This is a genomic window from uncultured Succiniclasticum sp., assembly GCF_902793885.1.
Lineage (GTDB): Bacteria > Bacillota > Negativicutes > Acidaminococcales > Acidaminococcaceae > Succiniclasticum.
In genome coordinates this window covers 21030-27029 of the sequence record NZ_CADBFF010000030.1, presented here as the reverse complement: position 1 = coordinate 27029, position 6000 = coordinate 21030, and the positions used below count along the sequence as shown (strand labels likewise).

The following is a 6000-nucleotide window of genomic DNA, read 5'->3' as shown; positions in this document are numbered from 1 at the left end:
ATTTTCATAGTAAACGCTATTATCACCCCAAGTAATGTCACCGCTTAGTGTTGCTGTCGTAACATTTTTAGCACCAACAGTGTAAATCAGTTTTGATTTAGCTGTATCATCTGACTGGGTAAGCGTATCCGTATGCGCACCTGCAAAGGTTAAATTCTTTCCTGTAATCGTATCCGTAAAAGCAATCGGGACATATGTTTTCCCCACAAACGTCTGCAGCTTTTGCCCGGTAATGGAATTAGCTATTGCACCGCTGGCGTCTACAATCGTCATGGTATCGTTAGTTTCCATTAACGCTTTACCGGCGTCCGTAAAGGTCAGGTTATCGGCATAGATATCCGCATTGCTTACGTCAAACGTATTATCAAAAGAGCGGGCCGTACCATTTTTGACATAGGTTACCGGAGATGATGCATCTGCTGAATTTTTACCCAATGTAATACTTGTTGCATTCTTCTTTGAAGCTTCGTAAACAAGCTGTTTCTTATTCGCTTCATTTACCTTTACGCCAGCTTTAGTCTGTGTTCCGGCAATTGTCACGCCACCGCTCGTAAGGACAGCAGTATCTGTAAGCGTAGTACCTGCACTCCATTTATTCCCTTCGCCAATATTAATACCATCAAAATAATCTGTGCCGGTTGCCTCAATGATTACTTTCTTCTCGCCGGCGGAGAGACCACTTGGTTCTGTCATTCCTGCGGTAGCTACAGTCGCTGTTACCGCACTGGAAGTATCTGCCAGTTCCCAGCCCCAGGTCGTAGAATCCAGATTAAAAGTTGTTCCGTTCCAACTTGCAAGATCAATGCTGTCCAGCGTCGCGCCGTCCACAACATAATTCACTTTATCTGCCGCCGCTTCCACATGACCTTTGGCCGTCCCGGTAAAACGTATGCTACTGGCACCGTCACCACTGCTGTCTGTGAAATCCATAGCAACGGTCTTTGTTGCTGACGCTCCGCTATCTCTGATAACTTCGCTATTTGTTGTCAGACCCGTTGCATTCAAAATCACAGCCGTATCGTTTTGCTTTAACTTTGTATTTGCTGTACCGGTATAAGCAAAATTGGTATCATCAATCGTCGTGGAAACAGAAGCTGTCCAGCCTGTCGGCATAGTATCTGCAGCACCGCCCCATGCAAAACTTCCCAACGTCAGTTTATCTGCTGCAACACTGTTTATCGTATAAATTACATTGTTCGATGAAACCGATACCGTTCCCTTTGCCTTTCCATCAAATGTTACGCCGTTATTATCATTATAACCGCTCACTGTTACAATGCCTTTTCCACTGCCAGGCTGCGTGATATGATTTCCTGTAATCCCCGTCGCGCCAGAAAGCAATGTCATAGAATTATTCATCGGATTTGTATTTACAGTACTCGACAATCCTGTAAACATTAAATTTAATGCATTAATCGCAGTTGTTCCGGAAGCCGTCCATCCTGACGGAACAGAACCAGAAGCACTACCGTTCCAACTTCCAAAGTTCACAGTGTCCAGCGTCATACTGCTTGCCGTATACTCCACTGCATTCGCAACTGTTGCAACCGTACCTGTTAATGTTCCTGTCAGCGATGCAACATTGGCAATAGAATAATTAACTGATTGCGAAATACTATTCTTTGTAGTATCATTCGGATCATAAGTGATGGTCTTTCCTGCAGCCAGTCCTTTTGCATTCGAAAGTAATGTCATACTGCTGCCGCTGGATAATGCGCCAGCTTGCTCAGGCGTGAAAGTAAAACTAAGAGGTTTGACATACACATCTTCAACTTCTGAAAAGTCATACTTGCTATCTGCAACGAGGGCTGGCTCAGTGCTCCATCCTATTGCGCCTAAAAACGCAATGTGTCTAACTTCGTCAGCGATTGAATATATAACATTTTTATAATTATTTGCAGAATCAAGCGAAACCCTATGAAGGTTTGGACGATACCAAAATCTAACATTATTGGAATCAGAGAATATTTCCTCACCAGGCTTGGTTGAATTGTTAACTTTAACAATCTGACTTGGATGGGTACTATTTAAAGTCGCAGTACCATTTAATGCAGCACCGTCAAGTGTTGCTGAATCTGAAATCTTATTATACGTCAAAGAAAGGGAAGAAAAATCATTATTTGTATCAGACGCAAGCAACTTCATCTTTCCACGATATGCATTTGTTTCTTGAATTGTTCCTGTGAATGCCATGCCTGAAATGTCAAGTTTTCCAATATTACTAAAACTCCCCGCCGCCAGCACAGGCTTTGTGCTCCATTTCACTTTGTGCAGCACAATTTTGTTAAAGTTATTAACACTCTTTACCCGGTTATTTGTTGTGCCTGTCCAAGGCGAAGCGTCAGGAACTGTTACCGTTGCCGGCAAAGTTAAACCGCTTTTTATTCCTCCGATATGCAGCTCGTTCCCTGTACCTGTTGAATTCTCGTTATCTGAATAATAACCATATAATTCTGCTTTATTATTCGACACAAAACTAACATTTCCGTACAGATTGACTGTATTATTATTGATTGAAGTTGAAGAATTTGTTTCGTAACCGCCAACAATTTTAAAATCACTAACATCACTCCAAAAGTTGCCGCCTGCAAGTATAACATTGTTCCCGCTGACATTTTTCCCACTACCCCCGCTTAATCCACCATATATCACACGATGTCGATATCTTGAGCCGAATTGGCCCGCTGTAATGATTACATTATTATTTTGAGAGTTTCCTCCTGATGAATAAGCGCCCCCAATGTCAATAGTAGTAGACAAGCCTTTCCCCACATTGTAATATATACCACCATTAATGATTACTGTATTATTCGAAGCATTCCCAGTACCGTTGTTAATAGCTCCATATATAGATGCATTTATTTTGGTGTTACCATTGGTGGTACTGACTTCGGTACCACTGATAGTTACAGTATTATTTGAAGCATCGCTTGATGACGCATTAGATCGAATATAACCGCCGCATATTTGTATATCATAATTATAAGCAGATTCAGATTGATTAACAAAGCTATTTCCAATAGTTACAGTATTATTCTTTGCGTCGCCTAAACCTGAAAGCCCGCCATAAATACCTTCACATCTTACTATTGTAATATTTCCGTTATTAATTTTTAGAGTGTTACCTTGTTCCGAAGAATTGCCGCCTGCAGCCCCATTTGTTGAAGAACCGCCAACAATGTTACCACTGAATTCGACAGTTCCCCCACTGATTTCAACAGTATTCTTCGTTGAACTACTATTTTTAGAATATCCTCCAGATATAGCCTGAATATAGTTAGAAGTTCCTACAGATCCAGATCCCTTAACTTCAATAATGTTCCCTGTTACAAGTTCGTTTTCGCTCTTACCACCTCTAATACCGCCTGCAACATTACCTTCAACAGTAATTTTGTTGTTGCTTACTCCTCCCTCTATACTAAATTCCATTCTTGAAACAACTTCACCGCCGCTTTTAATTTCAATTATATTTCCGCTTGTTGCACTTGTTATATAGTTAATTTTTCCGCCATCTCCAACAGTAAATTTTACTCCACTGCCTGCAGTTCCACCACCGTCCCTGACAAGCTTATAATAGCTAACTGTGTCGGTCGTATTTGCTGTTACCGGAAATGAAGGTTGATCAACTTCTTTTACTTCCGCAGCCCACGCAATGCCTCCGCCTGCCATCGACAGCGATATGGCAATTTCACTCACCGCCACGTAGCAGTTTCTCACTTTGCTCCAGATCACTTTGTAAATCTTATTCATGGTGGCTTCTCCTTTGCAGTACAATGATGACCTAAATCTGTGGGGTAACGCCTTCCCTTTTTCTTCACCAACTGATCACAGTAACACTGGAATCTGACACATACGGAAAATTACATACTTATTCATTAAATATTATACAACGATTTTCCGGCGATTTAAACCTCTCCGCTTCATTTGTCATTGACAATTTTTTTGACATGACTGTCATTTTTGTCAACAGTTTTCTGTTTAAAATCATCCATAAAACGGCACGGTTACTGAACCAAAAGCATTTTTTCAAATGTCGCAAACTTTATTGAACTAAAGCGATTCGTTGACAGGAGGGAGGGGCTTGACGGCTTCTTTGTTTTCTGTTTTTATGTTACACTGTTAACAGATAGGTACTTCTTACGTTTTCTACGAAATTGGATGTTCCCCTTGCGCGTCACATACGCCGGAAAGGATATGCTCATGAAACATCTCATTGCAGATAAGCTGAATTTTTTGATGAAGGCTACCGGAACCAGGAACAACATGCTGAGCCGGGCCCTTGCCTTTGATGCGTCCCACATCAGCCGCATCCGGAACGGCGAGCGGGGCCTGCCCAGTCATCGCGAATTTATTCTGCCGGCCGCCGGCTTTTTCGCCCGGGCGGTCCGCACGGCGTCCCAGAAGCGGGTCCTGGCCGCACAGCTCTGCCCCGGCAAGCCCTGGCCGGAATCACTGGAAGATGCCACACTGTTACTTGCCGCCTGGCTGGGTGAAGGCAGGCAGATCAATCACGAAGAACTGAATCATTATCTGGGAAAGACGGATCCGGATGGGATACCGGCTAACGGTACGGGTGCTTCTGCGGAGGCTTACGTCACAAACTACTATCCGGGCAATGAGGGCAAGCGTCAGTGCGTCATCCGTTTTCTGACAGATCTGGTTATGGCGGACGAACCGGTGACCCTTCTGCTCCATTCGGAAGAACGCATGGAATGGATCTACGAGAACCCGGAATTTGCAAAGCAATGGGGCATGCTGCTCATTAAACTGCTGCAACGCGGCAGCCGGATCGTCATCGTCCACACCATCAACCGTTCCTTTGAGGAAATGGTGGAGGCCGTGTCCAAGTGGGCGCCACTGTATGCCGCCGGCGCTATTGAACCCTATTACACTTCCCGGCTGCGGGACAATGTGTTCCAGCGCACCCTGTTCATCGCCAAAGGAAAATCGGCCATCATGGCCCACAGCACCGGCAACCCCGGGGTAAACCGGCTGAATATTCTCACCAACGATCCGGTGGCGGTCAATGCGCTGGAGCAGGAGTTCAATGATTTCCTGGCCATGTGCCAGCCGCTCATGCAGATTTTTACCCCGTCCAGTTTCCTGAAGATTATTCCGGTGCTGGGCACGTTCCGCAAAGCAAAGGACCCCCTTATGCAGTTACACATCACCCCGTCCCTGATCACCCTGCCGGACGCCGTGGCGGAAAATCTGTCCACCCGGCCCGGCTGCCAGGATTTCAGCGAGTACCTGGCCAATCATAAGAAGTGGCTGTTTCTGCGGGGCAAGGCTCCTGCCGGCGACATTAAGGATATCATCTGCCTGCCGGAGATCTCCACTGTACTAAAGGGGAAAGTACCGGTACCCCTCTCCGTCCTGTTCGGGCTGCCGCCGCTGTTTTATACGCCGGAAGAGTATCTGCAGATCCTGACCAGCGCGTTGCAGTGGATGAAATCATCCAAATCCTATCAGGCCGTCGTGCTGCCGCCGGGCGCCATCGATCCGGTCAGCGGAAGGCCCCTGTCGCCCACCTATTCCATCGTGAGCAGTCCGGTCGGCGTGTTGCTTTTCAGTACCCAGTCCCCTTCCGTCATGTTCTACACCAGGGAACTGTTCATGATCTCTTCCTTCGGGGAATACCTGAACCAGCTGACAAAAAGTGCAGCCTCCCGGGAAGAATCCGAAAAAAGGCTGCAGCAGTATATTGATAAATTGAAAAGCGCGATGGAAACGAAAAAAGACAAATGAAAAAGGACAGGAAAACGAAATACAATCGTTCCCTAATCCAAATCGTCCGTCCGGTCACGTCACGTGGCCGGGCATTTTTCGTTAGCGCAAATACAAAACCACTCCTATATAGCAAAAAAAGCAGCCTGCCATTTCTGACAGACTGTTTTCACAGTTTTATTGCATTTCAGAGTAACGCAGCACGCAAAATGTGATATAATAAGGTATTACAGATTTAATCTGATTCTTTGCAAAACATATAAGGAGTACCTA

At 45.1% G+C, this 6000-nt stretch carries 2 protein-coding genes; one reads left to right on the top strand and one right to left on the bottom strand.

The window, feature by feature from the left end; translation table 11 throughout:
• Window positions 1-3750 (bottom strand): ESPR domain-containing protein (locus tag QZV31_RS11725; RefSeq protein ID WP_295360826.1); only part of this gene is annotated, 3750 nt, incomplete at its 3' end.
• 450 nt (window positions 3751-4200) lie between these two features.
• Here QZV31_RS11725 and QZV31_RS11720 point away from each other — a divergent pair.
• Entirely contained in the window at window positions 4201-5748 is a 1548-nt protein-coding gene (locus tag QZV31_RS11720; protein WP_295360824.1) for a hypothetical protein, read from the top strand.
• Window positions 5749-6000: the final 252 nt, after the last annotated feature.